Source organism: Methylocystis sp. MJC1 (assembly GCF_026427715.1).
Taxonomy (GTDB): domain Bacteria; phylum Pseudomonadota; class Alphaproteobacteria; order Rhizobiales; family Beijerinckiaceae; genus Methylocystis.
This window is the reverse complement of the sequence record NZ_CP107558.1, coordinates 2,203,278-2,222,236: the sequence shown is the minus strand read 5'-3', so window position 1 is coordinate 2,222,236 and position 18,959 is coordinate 2,203,278. Positions and strand designations below refer to the sequence as shown.

General features: G+C 62.8%; 17 protein-coding genes. 8 read left to right on the top strand and 9 right to left on the bottom strand.

Annotated elements, in window-relative coordinates; translation table 11 throughout:
• The first annotated feature begins 2 nt into the window (after positions 1-2).
• Positions 3-221: a dodecin gene (locus tag OGR47_RS10845; protein WP_165048997.1), complete on the top strand. Its 219-nt coding sequence runs from the start codon at positions 3-5 to the stop codon at positions 219-221.
• Between the two features lie 417 nt (positions 222-638).
• Here the strand turns inward: OGR47_RS10845 and OGR47_RS10840 are convergent, their stop codons facing one another.
• A complete protein-coding gene (locus OGR47_RS10840; RefSeq protein ID WP_246729558.1) occupies positions 639-1,019 on the bottom strand; it encodes a hypothetical protein in 381 nt (126 codons plus the stop codon).
• Positions 1,020-1,259: 240 nt separating this feature from the next.
• On the opposite strand from OGR47_RS10840, the gene rplS reads away from it, so the two are divergent.
• Positions 1,260-1,643, top strand: a complete 384-nt coding sequence (gene rplS, locus OGR47_RS10835; RefSeq protein WP_165048995.1) for a 50S ribosomal protein L19 — start codon at positions 1,260-1,262, stop codon at positions 1,641-1,643.
• Positions 1,644-2,718: 1,075 nt separating this feature from the next.
• Here the strand turns inward: rplS and OGR47_RS10830 are convergent.
• Both OGR47_RS10830 and OGR47_RS10825 read right to left on the bottom strand, forming a co-directional pair.
• Entirely contained in the window at positions 2,719-3,126 is a 408-nt protein-coding gene (locus OGR47_RS10830) for a VOC family protein (RefSeq protein WP_165048993.1), read from the bottom strand.
• Positions 3,126-4,112: a small ribosomal subunit Rsm22 family protein gene (locus OGR47_RS10825; RefSeq protein WP_165048991.1), complete on the bottom strand. Its 987-nt coding sequence runs from the start codon at positions 4,110-4,112 to the stop codon at positions 3,126-3,128. Before OGR47_RS10825 ends, OGR47_RS10830 begins: the two co-directional genes overlap by 1 nt.
• 383 nt (positions 4,113-4,495) lie before the next feature.
• Between OGR47_RS10825 and leuC the strand changes: the two genes are divergently transcribed.
• The gene (leuC, locus tag OGR47_RS10820) at positions 4,496-5,911 is read left to right on the top strand and encodes a 3-isopropylmalate dehydratase large subunit (protein WP_165048988.1); all 1,416 of its coding nucleotides are present in this window, start codon (positions 4,496-4,498) and stop codon (positions 5,909-5,911) included.
• 60 nt (positions 5,912-5,971) lie between these two features.
• Here the strand turns inward: leuC and OGR47_RS10815 are convergent, their stop codons facing one another.
• The gene (locus OGR47_RS10815; protein ID WP_165048986.1) at positions 5,972-6,721 is read right to left on the bottom strand and encodes a GGDEF domain-containing protein; all 750 of its coding nucleotides are present in this window, start codon (positions 6,719-6,721) and stop codon (positions 5,972-5,974) included.
• Positions 6,722-6,872: 151 nt separating this feature from the next.
• Here OGR47_RS10815 and OGR47_RS10810 point away from each other — a divergent pair, with 151 nt between their 5' ends.
• Positions 6,873-7,295: a metallopeptidase family protein gene (locus OGR47_RS10810; RefSeq protein WP_206527389.1), complete on the top strand. Its 423-nt coding sequence runs from the start codon at positions 6,873-6,875 to the stop codon at positions 7,293-7,295.
• Between the two features lie 135 nt (positions 7,296-7,430).
• Here the strand turns inward: OGR47_RS10810 and OGR47_RS10805 are convergent, their stop codons facing one another.
• Positions 7,431-8,231 (bottom strand): putative bifunctional diguanylate cyclase/phosphodiesterase, encoded by an 801-nt coding sequence (locus OGR47_RS10805; protein ID WP_165048984.1) that lies wholly within the window; start codon positions 8,229-8,231, stop codon positions 7,431-7,433.
• Between the two features lie 273 nt (positions 8,232-8,504).
• Between OGR47_RS10805 and OGR47_RS10800 the strand changes: the two genes are divergently transcribed.
• From OGR47_RS10800 to OGR47_RS10790, 3 genes are read left to right on the top strand one after another with little or no spacing between them, the layout of a single operon-like run.
• Positions 8,505-9,641, top strand: a complete 1,137-nt coding sequence (locus OGR47_RS10800; protein ID WP_165048982.1) for a response regulator — start codon at positions 8,505-8,507, stop codon at positions 9,639-9,641.
• Positions 9,638-10,936, top strand: coding sequence for a pilus assembly protein TadG-related protein (locus OGR47_RS10795; protein ID WP_165048980.1), 1,299 nt, complete (start codon positions 9,638-9,640; stop codon positions 10,934-10,936). The genes OGR47_RS10800 and OGR47_RS10795 overlap by 4 nt, the downstream gene beginning before the upstream one ends.
• Before the next feature lie 39 nt (positions 10,937-10,975).
• Positions 10,976-13,744, top strand: coding sequence for a hybrid sensor histidine kinase/response regulator (locus OGR47_RS10790; protein WP_267270085.1), 2,769 nt, complete (start codon positions 10,976-10,978; stop codon positions 13,742-13,744).
• A gap of 177 nt (positions 13,745-13,921) precedes the next feature.
• On the opposite strand, the gene OGR47_RS10785 is transcribed toward OGR47_RS10790, so the two are convergent.
• The 4 genes from OGR47_RS10785 to OGR47_RS10770 all read right to left on the bottom strand — a co-directional run bounded on the left by OGR47_RS10785 (position 13,922) and on the right by OGR47_RS10770 (position 17,052).
• Positions 13,922-14,539 carry a hypothetical protein gene (locus OGR47_RS10785; RefSeq protein WP_165048975.1) on the bottom strand — a complete coding sequence of 206 codons (618 nt, stop codon included), beginning with the start codon at positions 14,537-14,539 and terminating at the stop codon, positions 13,922-13,924.
• Positions 14,536-15,123 carry a type II secretion system protein GspM gene (gspM, locus tag OGR47_RS10780; RefSeq protein ID WP_165048973.1) on the bottom strand — a complete coding sequence of 196 codons (588 nt, stop codon included), beginning with the start codon at positions 15,121-15,123 and terminating at the stop codon, positions 14,536-14,538. The genes OGR47_RS10785 and gspM overlap by 4 nt, the downstream gene beginning before the upstream one ends.
• Positions 15,120-16,247, bottom strand: coding sequence for a PilN domain-containing protein (locus tag OGR47_RS10775; protein ID WP_165048971.1), 1,128 nt, complete (start codon positions 16,245-16,247; stop codon positions 15,120-15,122). Before OGR47_RS10775 ends, gspM begins: the two co-directional genes overlap by 4 nt.
• Before the next feature lie 106 nt (positions 16,248-16,353).
• On the bottom strand, positions 16,354-17,052 hold the full coding sequence (locus tag OGR47_RS10770; protein WP_165048969.1) for a DUF1190 domain-containing protein: 699 nt from the start codon (positions 17,050-17,052) through the stop codon (positions 16,354-16,356).
• A 154-nt stretch (positions 17,053-17,206) separates the two neighbouring features.
• On the opposite strand from OGR47_RS10770, the gene OGR47_RS10765 reads away from it, so the two are divergent.
• Complete coding sequence (locus OGR47_RS10765; RefSeq protein WP_165048967.1) at positions 17,207-18,958, top strand: GspE/PulE family protein; 1,752 nt, start codon at positions 17,207-17,209, stop codon at positions 18,956-18,958.
• Position 18,959: the final 1 nt, after the last annotated feature.

Below are 18,959 nucleotides of genomic sequence, written 5' to 3'. Positions count from 1 at the left end.
TCATGGAAGGCTCGGTTTACAAGATCGTCGAGCTTGTTGGGACCTCGCCAGACAGTGTCGAAGGCGCGATCGCCACGGCGATTCAGCGCGCCGGATTGACCTTGCGCAATCTGCAATGGTTCGAGGTCGTCCAGATCCGCGGCCGTATCGGCAAGGGCAATGTTGAGAAATATCAGGTTACGATAAAGGTCGGCTTCACCCATGATCGCGAGGAGGAATGAGCCGCTTGAACGTCTCGTTTCGGGCTTTTGTCATTCCCGAGGTTCGCGAAGCGAGCGGCTCTCGATTGTCGGTCGGGCTTTCAGCCTCCTGAGTATGACACCACTTCCGTTTGAACAGCGCGCATGGGTCTTTGTCATTCCCGGCGGGCTGAAGGCCCGACCGGGAATCCAGAGCCACAAAAGCGTTGGTTTTGCACTGGATTCCCGATCGCTCGCTTCGCGAGCGATCGGGAATGACACCGAAGCAATCAAGCGGATCTCTTATGACACTCGGTAAAACGAGCTATTCGATCCGAATCCGTATGACAGGGGAGCCGATCAAGCGCATTCCCCACACGAAGGCCCGCTTTGCTCGGGGCCTTCGTGCGCGGCAACGCTCTGTATCGTGCGAGCGCGCGTCATTCTTGGGGATAAGCGTTAATGCCCGCGGCTTTTGCCGTCGCCGATATTTGTCCAGAAGCGCGTGCCCGCGGCAATGATGTCCTGCGTGTCGGAGAGCAGGCGGCGGGCGTCCTCGGTCGCCATTTCCATATGTTTGACGGTCCAGTTCTGGAAAATGCTGGCAGTCTCCGTGAAAGATTTGGCCGAGGTCAGCTTGTTGGCGAAATCGGCTGCGATAGACGCCTCGCTCTGCATCCGATCGAGCCATTTGCGGTTGGAGTCCTGAATCCGATCCCAGAACTGGGCCTGGGCGTCCGCCATATGTTCGAACCGTTGTCGTCCCTCGCTCATCAGATCCGAAGCTGCCGCCCTCGCGGCGCCGCCGCGTTCTCCTTGGCGCTCCTCGTGCTGGGTCATTCTGGGCTCCCCTTCTCGAGTTTTCATGGCCAGCCGCCCCGGCAAGGCTATATAGGTCGGATGTCGAGAAGGAGGGTCCCCGGCGCGCCACTTTCTTTTGCGGCGCAAGAGGGTTCTTTCGCGTCTGCGCACTCGACAAAAGTCGCCCTCTGATGTATTGGGAGCGGCCTCAACTAAAACAGCGTTCCGAAACGCTCGTCGGCCGAAAGGCTACAGACGAAACGGCAGGAGTTTACGGTTATGAACATCATTGAGCAGCTCGAGGCCGAACAGGCCGCCAAGCTCATCGAAGGCAAGGCGATCCCCGACTTCCGCCCCGGTGACACCGTCGTCGTGAACGTGAAGGTGAAGGAAGGCGACCGCAGCCGCGTGCAGGCCTATGAGGGCGTTGTGATCGCCCGTAATGGCGGGGGCCTCAACGAGAGCTTCACTGTCCGCAAGATTTCCTACGGCGAGGGCGTCGAGCGCGTCTTCCCGATGTACGGGCCGCTGATCGATTCGATCAAGGTGGTCCGCCGCGGCAAGGTCCGCCGCGCCAAGCTCTATTATCTGCGCGACCGTCGCGGCAAGTCGGCCCGCATCGCCGAACGCGTCGAGACCAAGCCCAAGGCCGCGAGGGAGTAATCCTTACGGCTTAGGAGACTATTTTTCGCCGCCCGGCGCCGAGAGGCCCGGGCGGTTTTGTTTTGGGCGGTCCTTCCCCCGCGTAGGGCGTCGAAGACGCCCGTCTTCAGACGGGCTATGCGGGGAGAGGTTAGGTGAGGGGCCGGGGCCGGAGCCCGGGCCGCATGTAGAAAACCCATGCGCCTTGTGGCGTTTCTCGTTTCTACTAATCCCCCAGGCCCCTCACCCAACCTCTCCCCGCGCTGCGCGCGGGGAGAGGTTGGGTGATTGCGCTCTTCATCGAAAATTTCGCCGCCTAATTTATCCCCACGCTCCAAACCTCCCTTATGCTCGCTTCCGCCTCGCCAACTTGCAGGGGCGCCGTCAGGGTCGGCGGCGCCGGCGGGGTCGGTTAAGCGCGGAGCGACGACCCTCGTTCCGTGCGGGAGTCCGGCGCCGCCCGCCGTGCCTTCTCCTTCGTGGGGAGGCTGCATGGGAGCAATCCCACGCAAAGGCTGGGCATAGTTTTCGTGTCCGCGACACGCGGCCCGAGTACCGAAAGGGAAAGCGCCGGCGGACCGAAGGCGGCGCATGTTGACCCCTTGCGACGCGCTCGGGCGACGTAAGTCGCTCGGGAAAGAAGCAGTCGCCGTCTGGCGACTGTGCCGAACGAAGGAACCGCCACAGGATGGCGCTACTTCGGCTCGGAAAGGTGCGCGCGAATAAAGACCGCAGCTGGGACGCTCATGCCCCGATGCGCTTGTTCTCTCACGCTACCGGCCGAACGGGGCCGGGGCGTCCCGGCTTCTTGTATCGCCTCGCGCCGAAAATGGCGGCGGGGAATTTGGCGCTGGTCGGTTTTTCTGAGACGCGCGCGGAGCTGCATCGCCCCCCACCCTTAATCCCTCCCCGCCACCTCGTGGGGGGAGGGAGTGGAGCGGCGTCGTTAGGGATCACACCGGCAAGTAGGGATGACAAACTCGGGCGCGAGCCGCCTCCCTCCCTCTTGCGGGGAGGGATTAAGGGTGGGGGCCGCTTCAGTGATGAGAATGACGCCGTAGTTTCTCACAAATAGCGGCGGTGGCGCGGCTGCAGTCTATTTATCCAGCGGCCCGTTCAAGATCCAGCGATGTCCGAAAGGGTCGCGCAGCGTCGCGTAACGGGTGCCCCAAAAAGAATTCGTCGGCTGCGTTTCAATCTTGGCGCCGAGCTTGGCGGCGCGGGAGCAGGTGTCGTCGACCTGCTTTCCCGTGTCATATTCCAGGCTGATCGAGACGGTTGCGGTGTCGCCGGGCATCGGGACGCGAGTTTGGCCGAGCTCAGGGAAGAAATCCGCGAGCATCACCGAGCCGCCGTTGATCAGCAATTCACAATGGGCGATGCGCAGGCCATCGACCGAGGGCATCAGGGCGCGCTGCTTGGCCTCGAACGCGCCTGTATAAAAGGCGATCGCCGCGGCCGCCGGGCTGGCGGTGAGGTAAGGCGCAACCCTCGGTCTGTTCATCAGGCTTCCTCCGGCGGGACGTCGAGAGCGTCGCCCCATTCTTTCCTGCGAATGCTTTCATAGCGAGCCTTATTGCGCTTTGGCAGGAATTTTTCGGTCAAGCCATTTGTATCGCAAAGCTTTACTACGACGCCCGCCTTGCTGTGGCGCGGCGGGGCGAGGATGCGCGCCTTGGCGCTTTCGCCCTGGCGCGCTGCGACGAGATAACAAAACTTCTCGTCTTCAAAGGGCGCCGCCGCGCCTTTCAGCAATTTATGTTCCCGCGAGCGCGGCAGGCGCACCGAGAAATGGCACCAGTCGGGCGGCGCGAGCGGGCAGGGGCGCGCATGCGCGCAAGGGGCAAGGATGGTGGCGCCGCGCTCGATGAGCCGCGCGCGCACGCCCATCAATCTTTGGTGATCGCGCGGCGTGCCGGGCTCGAGAATGGCGAGCGCCCCGCCGGTTCGCGACCATAGGCTCTCGGCGACGCCGAGCAAATCGGCGTCGCTCAGCTCGGTCAGCACATAGGCGACGACGACGAGGTCTGATTTGTCCTGGCTATCTTGCAGCCGCGTCATATCGGCGGCGGTGATTCTGGCGCCCGTCAGCAGCCCCGCCTCGGCGGCGAGCGCCTCGACCATCGCCAGAAAGGCGCGGCTGCGGTCGACCATTTCAATCTGGCCGAGCTCCGGCCAGACAGCGCTGGCGGCGTAGGCCGCGGCGCCCAGGCCGCAGCCGACGTCGAGGAGGCTTTTCGGCGAGAACCCCGGCTGCTCCTCGGCAAGCCGGCCCAACACCGTAATGGCCGCGGCGTAGGTCGCCGGCATCCGCGTGAGCGCATAGGCAAGCGCGTCGGTCTCGGTTCGGATCGCCTCGCTCGTGGGCTTACGGGCGCGGTAGCTGTCGGAAAGACGTTCGGCGCTCTCGGCAAGCGCCTTACGCGGCCGTCGCTCCAATTGCGCCGCGAGCGCCGCGGCAAGCCCGGGGGGCAGGGCGGGGGAGGTCACGGCCGCCTCCGGGACGTGAGCGAATCCATCCCCTCCAGGGCTACGGGAGTCACGCACTTCGGAGTCGTCATGGCCGGGCTTGTCCCGGCCATCCACGCCAAGGGATACGGTCCACCTCGGGTCGCGCTGTCCGACAGGCTGTTGCGCTCGGCAGCAAACGCGCCGAACCCGCACGCGCCAGCGTCTGCACGGCGTGGATGGCCGGGACAAGCCCGGCCATGACGGGAAGCGACGATGTGTGCATACGCCAGCCCCTCGCGGGGAGGGCGGCGCGCTATGCGCGATGGGCAGTCGGGCCGCGAACGCTCTTCCATGGCGCTTGCGTTACGGTTAGAAGACCCTCAATTCAAGTGGGGCCGCAATAGCGGCGTTAAGGAAAGACCATGTCCAATTCGACCGGGCCGCGCACGCTTTACGACAAGATCTGGGACGACCATGTCGTCGACCGCCAGGATGACGGCGCCTGCCTGCTCTATATCGACCGCCATCTCATCCATGAGGTGACGAGCCCTCAGGCGTTCGAAGGCCTGCGCATGTCCGGCCGCAAGGTTCGCGCGCCGCAGAAGACGCTGGCCGTGGTCGATCACAATGTGCCGACCACCGACCGCTCGCTCCCGATCGAAGACCCTGAGAGCAAGGCGCAGGTCGAGCAGCTCGCGGTCAACGCCAAGGAATTCGGCGTCGAATATTACAATGAGCACGACCATCGTCAGGGCGTCGTCCATATCGTCGGGCCGGAGCAGGGCTTCACGCTGCCGGGCATGACCATCGTCTGCGGCGACAGCCACACCTCGACGCATGGGGCCTTTGGCGCGCTGGCGCATGGCATCGGCACTTCCGAGGTCGAGCATGTGCTCGCAACCCAGACGCTGATCCAGAAGAAGGCCGCGAATATGCTGGTGCAGGTCGACGGCAAGCTCGCCGACGGCGCCACGGCCAAGGACATCATCCTGGCCATCATCGGCGAGATCGGCACGGCCGGCGGCACCGGCCATGTCATCGAATTTGCCGGCGAAGCCATCCGCGACCTCTCGATGGAAGGCCGCATGACCGTCTGCAACATGACGATCGAAGGCGGCGCCCGCGCCGGCCTCATCGCGCCGGACGAGAAGACCTTCGCCTATCTGAAGGACCGCCCCAAGGGCCCCAAGGGCGAGGCCTTCGACATGGCTCGCAAATATTGGGAGACGCTCTACACCGACGCGGGCGCGCATTTTGACAAGATCGTGAAGCTCGACGCCGCCAGTCTGCCGCCGATCGTCACCTGGGGCACGAGCCCCGAGGACGTCGCCCGCATTGACGGTCGCGTGCCGACCCCCGATTCGGCCAAGAGCCCGCAGAAGCGCGCCGCGATCGAGCGCTCGCTCGCCTATATGGGCCTCGCGGGCGGGGAGAAGATGACGGACATCGAAATCGACCGAGTCTTCATCGGCTCCTGCACCAATGGCCGCATCGAGGATCTTCGCGCCGCTGCGAAAATGGTCGAGGGCAAGAAGGTGGCCGAGCGCGTCAACGCCATGGTCGTTCCGGGCTCTGGGCTCGTGAAGGAACAGGCGGAGGCCGAGGGGCTCGACAAGATTTTCCTCGCCGCCGGCTTCGAATGGCGCGAGCCGGGTTGCTCCATGTGCCTCGCCATGAACCCGGACCGCCTGGCGCCGGGCGAGCGCTGCGCCTCGACCTCGAACCGCAATTTCGAAGGCCGCCAGGGCTTCAAGGGCCGCACCCATCTCGTCTCTCCCGCCATGGCGGCGGCGGCGGCGATCGCGGGCCGCTTCGTCGACGTGCGCAACTGGCGCTAAGCGGCGTCCCAGCCAGACGGACGAAAAGGGATCGCTGCGGCGGTCCCTTTTTTATGGTTGCTAAGCCGCCGCCCGCACGCGATTGCGGCCGGCGGATTTCGCGGCGTAAAGCGAATGATCCGCGCGTCTGAGGACAGCCTCGGCGTTTTTGTCGGCAGGGTCCGACGCGGCGACGCCGATGCTCGTCGTCACGGTGAGGCGGGTCTCTTCGTGCAGGAAAACCGCGTGCTCGATGGCGTCGCGCAGACGTTCCGCCATGACTAATGAGTCTTCGAGCGTTTGCTCGACGATCAGAACAACAAGCTCGTCGCCGCCGAGCCGGCCGATAGCGCAATTCACGGAGCGCGCCATCTGGCGCGCTATCTCCACCACCTGCGCGATGACGGCGTCGCCGGCGGCATGTCCGTGATTGTCGTTGATCGTCTTGAAGCGATCGATGTCGATGACGATCGCGCAGAATTTATCTTTCTCCCGTCGCTCCGCGAAAGCCTTGTCGGCAAATTCAGCAACCCCACGCCGGTTGAGCGCGCCGCTGAGCGGATCCGTGCGCACCAGCTTCTCCAGCTCGAGGCGCATTTCTTCCAGGCGCAGGGAGAAGCGCGCGATCGTCCAAACCATCCAGGGCGCGAGCATCAGCGGGATGACGACCGCCCGAATGAGCGAGGGGCCCATTGGCGTGCCCGCCCAAAGGCTGCTGACGACGACGACGGCGATAGCAACTGTGATGGCGATTGCCGTGAAAGCACAGACCAGACGTATCGCTTCTTTTTTGGTGCGCGGCTCGAAGAGACGTCTTGCGCCTTTGAGCATGCTAAACTCCGCAAACCTTGGGGAATTTTTCCCGGATCGATCGCGGTTACTTTGGCGAGTGAACCCTTAATCGTCTCGAAATTGCTTCATTAAATTGTTGCGAAAACTGAGGAGTTGTTTCGCCACGGCAGAAAATGGCATAGTTCGAATCATGGCTGATGCATCACTTGAATGGGCGCGATTGAGCGCGCCGACGCTTGCTGAAATCGAAGCGCTCGCAGATGCCGCCTTTGCGGCGTTGCCCAAAAAATTCACCCGTCTTTGTGAAGGCGTTGTGTTCCACGTCGAAGACTTCCCCGACGAGGAGACGCTCGACGAGATGGAGTGCGAGACCGAGTTCGATCTTCTCGGCCTCTTCCGCGGACGGGGCCTGGCGGATGGCGCGCATCTCTCCGAGACCGGGGCCGAGCCCAACATGGTCTGGCTCTATCGCCGACCGATCCTTGATTTCTGGGCGGAGAGCGAGGATACGCTGGGCGACATCATCACCCATGTGCTCGTCCATGAGATCGGCCATCACTTTGGCCTTTCCGACTCGGACATGGAAGAAATCGAGCACGGCGCGGCTTGGTAAATTCGAGAGCGCATTCCGCAAAAGTTGACAGACTTTTGCGATAAGAATGCGCTCCAGCTTTTTGAAACTGCGCGCTTTCCGCTCGCATAGAACCATGCGAGCGGAAAGCGCGCTAAGGCGCCATCAAAAGCGAGGTCACGAGAGGCCGTGCGCGTCGACCGCCATCGTCAAGGGCGCCGGCGGCGTAGGGAGGAGCTGGGCCAGCGCCTGTTGCGCCTGGAGCCTCGATGAAATCTCGCTGGCGTCGACGGGGCGGCTAAATCGAAATCCCTGGAAGGAGTGGACGCCCGCCACGCGTAGGAACTGCTGCTGTTCGGCGGTTTCTACGCCTTCCGCGGTGACATGCATGCCGAGCGCGCGTCCAATGCTCACGATGGCGTGGATGATCGCGGCGCTCGCGGAGCCGGACTCAATTTTCGACACGAAGAACCTGTCGACCTTGAGTTTATCGAAAGGAAGAGACAGCAAATAATTGAGGCTCGAATGGCCGGAGCCAAAATCATCGAGCGCGACGCGCACGCCGTGATTTTGGAGGGCCAGCATTTTGGCGCGCGCGAGATCGAGATCCACGACCGCCAGATTCTCGGTGAGTTCGAGCTCCAGCCGCGACGGCTCCAAGCCCGTTTCAGCCAGAATCTTCAGTACCGCTTCCGGAAACCGCTCGTCTTCGAACTGGCGGGGCGAGACGTTGACCGAGACAATGACGCCCGGCCAATTGCGGGCGTCGAGACATGCCTGCCGCAACACGAACAGACCGAGCTGCTCGATCAGGCCGGATTCCTCGGCGATAGCGATGAAGGCGGAGGGCGGCGTCTCGCCGCGAACAGGGTGGCGCCATCGGCACAGCGCCTCGACTCCTACCATCGTCTCGTCCCTGGCGTCGATGATCGGCTGGTAGACGAGACGGAAATCGCCATTTTTCAATGAGCGGCGCATGTCCCTCGCCATCCGCCCGTGGTCACGCATCGCCCAGCGTAGGAAATTGCACATAAAACTTGCCCAAAGTGACCGAAGCGCCGATAACTCTCCTTCAATGAAGCAGAACTACCATTTACGTTGAATGAACTCACAGGATTAACGATAAGTTAAAATTGCATCGACAGCCCCCTTAAACTCATCCCTTTCCGTCCCTTAGCCGGCACAGATCAAGCAATATACGCTATTTTAAACGCCTGGCGATACTTCTGGTCGGCCCAGCCGGAGAAAGAAGTGTCGGAGCAAGCGGCAAACAAATGGACATTCGTGCTCGACGACGAGACGCGTCTCTTGTTCGTCGACGACGATCCAATTCTGGCCGAATTCGCTAAAGTGCATCTCGCGACGCCTGCAACAATTATTGAGACGGCTTCAAACGGCGCAGAGGCCTGGGAGCGACTGCACAAAGAGTCTTTCGATATCGTGCTTCTCGATGTCGAAATGCCGGTTCTCGATGGCTTCGGGCTGCTGGAAAAGTTGCGCGCGGAGCCGAGGTTCGCCGGCCTTCCCGTCATGATGTTGACCGGGCGTGACGACATCGCGTCGATTGATCGCGCCTTCCAGCTCGGCGTCAATTTCTTTGCCGCGAAACCAATCAACTGGCGTCAGCTCAGTTACTCTGTTCGTCATGTCTTGCGCACGGCGCAGATGGAAACCGCTTTGCGGCGCGAGCGCAAGCGTTCCGATGAATTGCTGAAATTGACGAACAGCCTTCTCTCGTTGATCTCGCTGGAGGCGGGCACGCCCCTAAACGACATCATCGGCTTTTCCGACTGTATCCGGCAGCAAATCGACGGTCCGGTAGGAGAAAGCTATCTGAAATATGCGGCGCAGATCGACGCCGCAGCGCGACAGCTGCAAGACGATTTCATGGACCTCGTTCAATCCGCCGAGCTTTCTGCGGGCTCGTCGCGGCTCTCGGAAGACGAATATCCGGCAAGCAAGATTCTCGACGCCGTCGTCGCGGACATTTCGCCGGAATGGTTGCGCCTGGTCTTGGTGGACATCCATAAGCCGACGGAGACGTTCGACGTCCGATGCGATCTGATGCGGCTCGCGCGCGCAATTGGCCATCTCGCAGAAGACGTCATGCGCGGTGCGGGGCATGTGGATTTGGCCATGTCGCGAACGCCGGACGGCGGCGCGCTCGTAACAATCGTCGCGACAGACGCGTCACAGACCCCGCCGGCCGTTTGTCTTGAAAGTCGCCAAGGCATGGGGATGGCCTTCGCGCGCTGCGTTATCGAGCTTCATGGCGGCGCGCTAAGGAGCGAGAAACGCGCCGAAGGCGCAACCCTTATCGAGATTTTCTTGCCCAGCCCGAGCGCACGCGCTGGAAACCCCAGCTTCGCCGGCACAGAGGCAGCATGACGAGCCGATCAGTGAGAGTGGCGCGCTGCCTGGCCGCGCTGTTCTCCCGCCAGCTATGCGGCTTGAGGATCGCCTCCGCAGATCGGCGGGGAAGCGTCGCGGTCGTCTGGTCGCTCGCGCTGCTACCGCTCATCGCTGTCGCTGGCGCGGGTTTTGATTTTCTGACGATCAGCAATCTGAAGAGCCAACTTCAGGCGGCGGCCGATGCGGGAGCGCTCCGCGCGGCGCGTGAGCTGCGGCTGGCGCGAATGAGCGGGTTCGACGTCTCGTCTTTGGCCAAGACGGCCGCCCAGAGCGTGCTGATGCGGTCGGCGCAACCCTTGAGTTCGGTCGCCATTTCGGCGTCGCTCATAGACAATAACAGCGCCGTGCAGGTGAATGTCAGCGGCCTCTATGATCCAAAGCTCTTGCGTGTCGTCTACAAGCAATCTGTGGCCTTGAGCGCGCAGGCCGTCGCGCGCACCAATGGTTTCCCGATTTGCGCGCTTGCGCTCGAGGACAAAGGCGCTCGTGCGATTTATCTCGAGGAGAGCGCCAAGGTCACCGCGCAGTTTTGCGCGGTCCAATCCAACTCCAAAAGTCCCCAGGGGTTGACCGGCGCCGATGCTTCGGTGCTGACGGCCGGCATGATTTGCAGCTCCGGCGGCAAGGTCGGCTCCAAGGTCAATTTCAATCCGGATCCGCTGACGGACTGTCCCGTCGTTCCCGATCCGCTGGCAGCGCGCGCGCCGCCGCCGGTCGGCGCCTGCACGCACAACAACGAATTGATTTCGGGTGGCACGATGACGCTGATGCCCGGCGTTTATTGCGGCGGGCTCAAGGTGACCAACGGCGCGACGGTGACGCTTTCTGCCGGCGAATATGTGATGAAGGACGGCCCGCTCATCGTCGAAGGCGGGTCGACTTTCACGTCGCTGGGCGCAGGCGTTTATCTGACCGGCGCGAACGCAGTCTTCAAATTCGCCACGGATTCATCGGTGAGCTTGACCGCGCCGACGAGCGGCCCGCTGGCAGGGATATTGTTTTTCGAGGACCGCGCGGAGCCGCTGTTGCACACGCACGAAATCCTCAGCGACAACGCCTCGAATCTGCTGGGCACGATTTACCTTTCGCGCGGGCAGCTCGAGGTCAACGCCAATAAGACGATCGGACAGGCGTCCGCCTTCACCATCATCGTCGCCCGGCGCATGCAGCTATACGGCGGTCCCAACCTGATTCTGAACTCCGACTACGGCAAGACCAATGTCCCTGTCCCCGGCGGCATGAACCCGGGCTACAGCTACTTGAGCAAATGAACCTAGAAGCCATGGCCCAGTCGGCTGGGGGACGAAGGAATGAGTGAGACTGGTTCGTCTCGCATGACAGCAAACAGGGCGCCGAAGAAGTCGATCGCCCGAAAGCTGGCCATGCTCGTTACGATTGCTGTGGCGACGTCGGCGATCGCGATGAGCGGGGTGCTTCTCTGGCGCCAGACAAGCCATTACGCCGAGACAAAGTCCAAGTCCCTGTTCGCATCCGCGCACGTTTTCGCCGCGGCGGCGGCGCGTGGAGTGGCGGCGCGCGATCAGAACGCTGTCTATCAGGTCATCAAGGCGATCGGGCAAATTCCCGATTTGATCTATGCGCGCGTTGAAAGCCGCGGCCAGCTCCTCGCCGTCATGGGCGGCGCCACGCAACTCGATGGCGACTTGCGCGTAACCGAAGGAGAGGCCCTGTCGATCTCGCCGCTTGCGATTTTATCGAGCCGTAGCATCCAGGTCGAAGTTCCCATTATCAACGGCGGCGTCAATGTCGGTCGTTTCGTCCTCGTCGCAGATACGCGCGATCTCGCGGAAGAACTGCAGGACGCCTTCAAGGGAATGGCGCTCGGCTCCGCCATGGCGCTCGGTGTTGGCTTGCTCGTCGCCTTCAGGCTGCAGAAGGTTTTCACGAAACCTATTCTCGAACTGAGCGACGCGATCTGGCGCATTCGTCGCAGTCACGATTATACGGATCGGGTGATTTCGAAGAGCGACGATGAGGTCGGCTTGCTGATCGACGGCTTCAACGCGATGTTGGAGGAGCTCGAAGAACGCGACAAGAGCCTCGCGGCGCATCGGCGCGACCTCGAAAAAGACGTGAGCGATCGAACGCGCGATCTGCGGATTGCAAAAGAGGCCGCTGAAAGCGCCAATTCAGCAAAATCGGACTTCCTCGCGACGATGAGCCACGAAATCCGCACGCCCATGAATGGCGTGATGGTGATGGCCGAGCTCCTCGCCGCTTCCGACCTGCCCGAGCGCCAACGCCGCTATGCGGAAGTCATTTCCAAATCGGGCCAGATACTGCTGGCGATCATCAACGACATATTGGACTTCTCGAAAACCGAATCCGGCAAGCTTCAATTGGAGAAGATCGCGCTCGATCCTGCCGCGTTGGCCGAAGACGTCACGAGCCTCTTTGCGGAACGCGCGCGCGAGAAAGGACTCGATCTCGTTTCCTATGTCTCGCCGGCGACGCCCCGCCTGATGACAGGCGACCCTGTCCGGATAAATCAAATCATCGCCAACCTGGTCAACAACGCGTTGAAGTTCACCGAGTCCGGCTCGGTGATCCTGAAAGTCGGTCCAGACCCTAAAAATCTCTCGCGCATCCGCTTCGCCGTCACCGACACCGGGATAGGGATTCGCGCGCATAAGCTGCGCGACATTTTCGGCGCCTTCACGCAAGCCGATCAATCGACGACGCGCCGTTTTGGCGGCACGGGGCTCGGCCTCGCCATCAGCAAACGATTGATCGAATGCATGGAGGGCGAACTCGAGGTCAAGAGCGTCCATGGGCGCGGCTCCACCTTCGCGTTCTCCATTCCCGCTGGCGCGTGCGAAAAACCTGCGAATTGGCCGAGCCCGCGCAAAGCCGGCGCGACGGCGTTGGTCGCCGTAAAGGGCGACGCCACGCGGGCGACCGTTCTGCGCTATCTTCGGGAAGCCGGATATGACGCCGCCGAGGCGCGGGGCGAAATCCTCGTCGCGGACCTTGTGATCGCCGATCCGCATCGCATCGACGCAGTGGAGCGTCGGGAGGATGGCTATGTCCTGTGCCTCGCGACCTTCGGCGACCCGGCGGCGCATCTCATGGTTCGCGATGGGCGGGCGGACGCCGCGGTGTCATGTCCGCTGAGGCGTTCGGAGCTCGTCAGTCTCCTGAGTAAGATAAAGGTCGGGCATATGCTGGGCGGCGCCGATGACAGGCGAGCGTCCGGCGCGGTCGCTTTGCCCAGGCACGAAGGCTTGAGAGTGCTGGTGGCGGACGACACCGCCATCAATCGCGAGGTCGCCATCGAGACGCTCGGGCAGCTTGGCGCCATTGTTGAGACGGCGGAAAACGGACTGGAAGCCGTTACGGCGGTCGAAAACGGCGACTTCGACATCGTGCTGATGGACGTGAGCATGCCGGAGGTCGACGGCTTCGAAGCTGCGCGACGCATTCGAGAGCGCGGGGGCGCGGCCGGCAAGGAGCGTGTCCCAATCATCGCGCTCACCGCGCATGTCGTCGGGAGAGCGGCGGACGCCTGGAAGGCCGCAGGAATGGACGGCGTACTGTACAAGCCCTACACGATCCGATCCCTCGCCGAATGCCTCGACACCTTCAAGCCGCGCAGCCAGGGAGCGACGACAAAAAGCGAGAAGTCGACGTCACGAGCCGAGAATCAGGCGACGCGGTGCTTCGACGCGCCTTTGCTTAACGAGAAAAAGCTGAGCGGGCTGGGGCTGCTCGCCAACGACGGGCCGACGCCATTTCTGAGACGCGTATTCGGCCTTTATCTCGATCATGCGCCTAAATCCGTCGCGGAGATGCGAGAGGCCCTCGACGCCGGCGACCAGGTCAAGATTGGGCGCGCGGCGCATGCGTTGAAATCCATGAGCGTCAACATCGCCGTCGACCGCGTCGTCGCGATGGCGGAGGACATCGAGCGGCGGGCCAATTCCGATGGGTCCGTTGGAGCGGAGAACATCGCTCTACTCGATAAAGCGCTGGCCGACACTTTCGAGATGATCCGCAACATCGGAGCGGGCGACGCGCAGGCTGCGCCGCTACCAGCGCAACAAGCGAAGACCGCTTGAGCGTATGATACGAAATTCGCTTGATTGGTTCGGTGTATTCCCGATGCTCGCGCAGCGAGCGATCGGGAATCCAGAGCAAAACCAGCGCCTTTGTGGCTCTGGATTCCCGGTCGGGCTTTCAGCCCGCCGGGAATGACATGTCCCAATGCAAGCTATTCAAACGGAAATGGTAAGAGCTTACTGCAAGGGCGTCGGGGGAGGGGGCATCCCATCGGCCGCCGGCGGGAGCGGGTCGGCATAGAGCTTTACTCTTGCCGTCTGGGCTCCATTCGTCAGAACGACGCCATCTCTCTCTATCGCGGAGATTGTCCAGGAATCGACGGTTTCGCCGACCCTCTTCCAGAGGCCGTCGGGCGACTCGGACGAGGTCACGAAAGCCTGCGTCGTCTTCTTATTCTTCACGATGGCGTTGATCGCCAAGCCGGGGGGCGCCGCGGCCATTTCGGCGGCCGTCGCAGTGGAAGCCTTCGCAATCTTCGGAGCTGGCTTTCTGTTCTTCGAGAAAATCGGCCGGGATAATGATTCCTGATCGGCGCTTGCCGGCTTGGGCGGCGCGAGGTCTGCGACAGCAAGCGTTGGCGGCGTCCAGGCCGGGGCGGAGACGGTTGCGTCCGAGTCGATCGGCGCCAGGAAAGCGATGGCGGCAAATAGCGCCGCCAGGAGAGTGGTCGCCGCGAGAACCGCCAGAATGATCGCCGACAAAGGCGAGAGTTGCGCTTTCTGAGCCGGCGCGGCGAGGGCGATCGAGCGGCGCGAGAACTCCGCGACGAGTTTGGAGAGTTCGGCGGGGCTCATTGGCGGCCTTTCTGCGGCGCGCCGCCGAACACGTCGAATTGAGCCTCGATTTCCGTTTCGCCCTGCTGCGGCGCGCCCCACATCATCGCCTGATTGCGAAGCGTCGCCGCTGTGATGATCATCAAGGGCGGCTCGCCTTCGAGCGCGCGCGCCAGCGCATGCACATTCTCATAGCCGCCCGCGACGTCGAGGCGCGCGCCGACGAGCGTGACGCCCTGGAATTGTTTTTCGGGCAACATCTGGATCGAGCGGACGGTGACTTGCGCGCTTTCGGCGATCGACTTGAGCCGCGCCTGCAAATTGGCGTTGATGACGCCTTCGCTATCCCCGTCGAAAAGTTCGCCGCGCCCATTGGTCTCGGCGACTTGGCGCGCATAATCCTGAATCTGCCCCTCGTGCAGAGCGACCGCTTCGTAACGCGCCAGTGTTTGGCGGCGCTCGGCGATCGCTTCGGCGCCGTCGGCGACCATGCGCCGCGCGGGCTCGATGAAGACGAGGTAGAAAAGCCCAAGAGCCAGCAGATTGACGCCGACGAATAGGGCGCGTCCCTTTTGGGGGCTGTGAAGGAAATCCTTCCAGTTCATTTCGCGGCCCCGGGCTTCTTTTCGAACTTCACCTGAAGGGAAAAGCCTTCGCGCTTTTCACGGGGGTCGGGGGTGATCGGGGCCGTCAATCCGGCGTCCGCGAAGAGGGGCGATTTGTTGAAAAGCGCCGGCAAGCCGACAGCCGAATCGGCAAAGCCGACAATGTCGATGGCTTTGTCATTCGGCTTGGGCTCGCTTAAGCGAAAATCGGTGGCGTAGGCTCCATCGGGCATGACGCGCGCCACTTCTTCCCAGAGATCGGCAAAGAGCGGCCCGTCGCGCCGCGCTTTGCGCAACACGGCAAGGAGACGGCTTTCCGCTGAGGCCCGATCGACAACCTGCCGCACTTTCGCCGCGCGCGACGACATGTCCTGAATCTTTGCGTCGAGCTCTTCATTGAGAGCGGACTGCCGCCACAGCGTGGCGCCGACGCTTGCCGCGAAGAGGAGGGCGGTCGCGGCCGACAGGCCGATCGCGATGTTGCGAAAGTAATGGGAGACTTCTGTCTTTCCGCCGATCACGATCGACGGCGCTTCGGCCACGGCGTCGCGCAGTCCGACCGGCTTGATGAAGGAGATGTCGCCTGGGGCAAGGCCAGCGGCCGCAATCGCGCCGTCGATGAAGTCGCGGCGCAAGATCCACAGGCTCACGCGCAGCTTATCCGCTGACGCCGGATGCGGGGCGGTCGTATGGCCGTAGACGACGTCGGCGAGCCGAAACGGCGTCTTACGTTCTATGTCGGCGACGAGCAGCCTGGGGAGATTGGCCTGGGCGACGGCAGGGATGTCGAAGCGGCGCACAAAGAAGGCCGACCCGTCGATTTCGAGCCTGATCCGCGCCGCTTGGCGGGCTATGTTCCGACGCCCCAGCGCCTCGTCCAGTGACGATGCTGCGATTTCATCGGCGGAGAGGCTCCAAAGCGGCGCGCCGCGGGCGTCGAGGCGCCAGAGGTTTCGCTCTCCGGCCCTGAGAACGAGCTGACGATCGCCACGGTCGGTCAGCCAGGCGGTTGTCTCCGGCGGGAAGAAGCTGAAAAATTCGCGTCGGTACCAAGCGAAAAAGCGCTCGGCCGCCGGCTTGAGCGAGCCTTCGATGACATCTCGCGTCCAGAACTCGCTTGGCAAGGACAGGAGACCCCGGCAGAGTGACGACAACCCGGCGCAGGAGGCGCGCCGACGAAACGACTCGGCGCGGCCATAGCCGCCCGGGTCCAAGCTTGCAGCGAAAGCCCTACTCCATAAACGGCGCCGTCTTCAACCGCGCGCGACGCTCCTCTCGCGTCTCAGCGGGCGAGACGTCATGCGTCGCGCCCACGATCGCGCCCAGCGCCGACGCCGTGAAGGTCATGGGACCGTCGAAGGGCTTGCGCTTCGAGAAAGGCTCGAAATGATCGGCGGCGAGGATCATCACGTTTTTTTCCTGGAATTCGCCGGGTTGATCCAAGCCGGGGCGTGGGGGCTCGTAAGGGCGCGCGACCGGGGCATAGGGGAAGAGCCGGGCAGGCGTATCGATCGCAAGGGTAGGGGCCGCCTCGGCGCCTTTTGCAGAGGCGACCATCTCCACGCCGAGCGCCATCGGGGTGAAGACGATGGCTTCGTCTTGCGCATAGCCGAGCGCCTCGCCCTCCTGTGGGTCGATCCGGGCCACCGAGCATAGGCGGAAACGCATCCGACAGGCGGAACTCGATTCGAAACGAGGCGCCAAGGCGCGCAGCTGCAACCGTGCATTGGCGAATGCGCTGGCGCATTCCTGGACCGTGAAGGCGCCCGAGGCGGCGCAAGCCTCACGCGTGGCGAAAAAATAGGTCCTGCTCGCCGTCGCCGCTTCGGCCGCCGGCGCGGAAAGCGCAAGGAGAGCGATGCCCCAGAATCCAAACTTCCGCCATGCTTGGCGGGGACTCGCGGCGTTAGGCGTTCGAGCGCTGGACATCGGTGATATCGTTCGACCTAGACTCAGGCTAAAGGCGCAATTTACGCCAGAATATGACATTCCGACGTCAAAGCTCTGATAAATCGTCCTTATTGCGAAGATAGCCCGCTATCGTTACTGCTGGGTCCGGTGTTGATCCAGCGAAGGGTCGTCGATGGCGGCGCAGACCGAGATTCCGGGGCAGACCGCGCATTCCGGGCCCAACGCATGGCCGGACGCGAACAGCCCCGAATTCGCCGAGGCCTTCGGCGGCTTTATCCTTAGCGAAAAGGCTATCGACGAACTTGCCCTGCAGCGTTCGCAACGCGCGGCCTTACAAAGCGGCGAGCGATTCGATCAAGTGCTGACGAAGCTCGGCCTCGTTTCAGAGGTCGATCTTTGCGGGCATCTGGGCAAATTCCTGGGCATCCCGCAGCTCGAACCGAGCGAGGTTCCGATGGAGCCGCCGCTGCGCGCCGAGATCCCGGAAAAATTCATCCACGCCAACCGGCTGTTGCCGCTTGCGGTGGAGGGGCGGCGTTTGCGGCTTGCGGTGACCGATCCGCTCGATCTCGAGCCGGTTCAGGCGCTGTCCTATTCCACAGGCTATGAGATCGAGCTGAGGCTCGCGACGCCGGCGCAATTCGACAAGGCGTGGTCGTCCCTCTATGGCGCTAGGCAGGACGGTGTTTCGCTGGTCGATAACGACGCGCGCGCCAATGACGCTAGCGAATTCGACCTTCAACGCCTGCGCGACATCGCCAATGAGGCGCCGGTCGTGCGGCGCGTCAATCAGATCATCGGCGACGCGATCGAAGCCCGCGCGTCGGATATCCACATCGAGCCGTCGCTCGAAGCCGTGCAGGTGCGCTACCGAATCGACGGCGCCTTGCGGACGGCGGAGACCTTGCCGCCGGGCCTCAAGGCGGCCATCGCGTCGCGCATCAAGATCATGGCGCGTCTCGACATCGCTGAGCGGCGCCTGCCGCAGGACGGGCGCATCAAGCTCGCGATTCGCGGCGTCGACATCGATTTTCGCGTTTCGACCCTCCCGACGGCGCATGGCGAAAGTATCGTGCTGCGCATTCTCGACCGCAGCCAGATCGCGCTCGATTTCGACCGGCTGGGCTTCGAGCCGCAGACGACCGAGCAGCTGCGCAAGGTGATGCGCAATCCGAATGGCATCGTGCTCGTCACCGGCCCGACGGGCAGCGGCAAAACGACGACGCTCTATACGGCGCTCAAGGAGCTGACGACGCCCGACGTAAAGGTCTTCACCGTCGAGGACCCCATCGAATATCAGCTTGCCGGCGTCAATCAGGTGCAGGTGCAGCCGGGGATCGGGCTGGACTTTCCCAATACGCTGCGCGCGATTCTGCGCCAGGACCCCGACATCATCATGATTGGCGAGATTCGCGACGCCGAGACCGCGAAGATCGCCATTCAGGCGTCGCTGACCGGCCATCTCGTCTTTTCGACGCTGCATACCAACAGCGCGGCGGCGTCGATCACGCGTCTCATCGACATGGGAGTCGAGAATTACCTCATCGCCTCGACCGTGAAGGCGGTGCTGGCCCAGCGTCTCGTGCGTCGCCTCTGCCAATGCGCGGGCCCTCTGGAGACACGCACGCAGGTTCGCGCGCAATTCGCCGGAGAAGCTTTCGCCAAGGGGCCCGACAGGCTTTCATCGCCCAGGGGCTGCCCGAATTGCCGCAATCTCGGCTACACGGGCCGCTCCACCATCGCGGAGCTGCTCATCATGAATGAGCGGATGCAGCGGCTCGTTTGTGAGAGCGCGCCCGACGCGCAGCTCGAAGCGGCGGCGCGCGAAGCTGGCATGATCACCATGTATCAGTGCGGCATGACCAAGGCTTGGCGCGGCGAGACGACGATCGAGGAAGTCGCGCGCGTCACGCGAATGGATTGAC